Genomic DNA, 1,060 nt, shown 5'->3' on the forward strand with positions numbered 1-1,060 from the left:
ACAAAACCGGAACGAAAAGTAGACTTTAAAATCCACCTAAATTTAATAAAAACCTAATCATAAAAATCCCATTTTAAAGCCTAAATATACTTTGATACGAGTATAGCATAAGTGGACTAAAAAGTCTGAATTAAAATCCAACCCATTCCATACTAGAAATACTGGATAAAACATTGAAAAAGGTGGTGTTTCAAGTTTGAAAAGACCTTAATCAAACCAAAAACCACGGTACTTAAAACAAATAGAAAAAAACAGGAGGTGAACCAAGTGAAAAGACAGATAGATTTCAGAATAAAACGGATCAAAAAACCGCCGCTTGAAAAAATCAAGTTACAAATCGATTGTCTACCCTGTAGCCTAAGCTTAGGGCATTTTAACTAGACTGTTTAAACAGTCCATAGTTGTTAATAAATAGATGATACAAGGAGGAAAATATGCAAACAAAGTTGAAACAAAGATTTCAAAAATTCTTTTCCATAATGCTGACAACGCTTATGGTTTTAACATCTTTAGCCCCTACTGTTTTTGCACAAGCGAAACAAAACCCGATTGAGGTAGGCCCATACGACTTAACCATTCTTGACAGTACACACGATGGGAAAGAAATTGACTATAAGAAAGAGGGAAAACCTGGATACAACGATTATCTAAATGACCCTAAAAAATTTACACAACCTGTCGGAAAAGACCAAAAAGTTTCTAAACTATCTTTAAAACTGGCAGTCAACCTCTCCGCAAAAGAAGCTATTAAAGAGGGTGACACAAAAGAAATTGAAGCTGACTTGGGGGATGAATTTAAAAATGCCACCTCTACAGCTAAGCCTATAAGATATGGCACAGGCGACGAAATTGGTACTTACGTCTATAACAAAGGAAAGTTTGTTTTAACCTTCTCAGGAGACTACATCAAAAACAATGAAGTCAAAGACTTAACCACAACACTTCGTACAGATGATGTAACCATTTCAAATACAAAAATGGGAACAGGAACAAATGGTGAAAAATCCACCCTCTATGGAAAAGTGGTGGATAAAACCATCATTGCAGGCTATGAAAAGAA

Annotated in this window: 1 protein-coding gene; it reads left to right on the forward strand. The window is 34.9% G+C overall.

Annotation, left to right across the window (positions count from 1 at the left end):
• Positions 1-434: 434 nt before the first annotated feature.
• Positions 435-1,060, forward strand: a 626-nt coding sequence (locus K7I92_RS07385; RefSeq protein WP_220282614.1) for a hypothetical protein, incomplete at its 3' end; no start/stop codon positions are given.

The organism is Bulleidia sp. zg-1013, from assembly GCF_019798045.1.
Classification (GTDB): domain Bacteria; phylum Bacillota_I; class Bacilli_A; order Erysipelotrichales; family Erysipelotrichaceae; genus Bulleidia.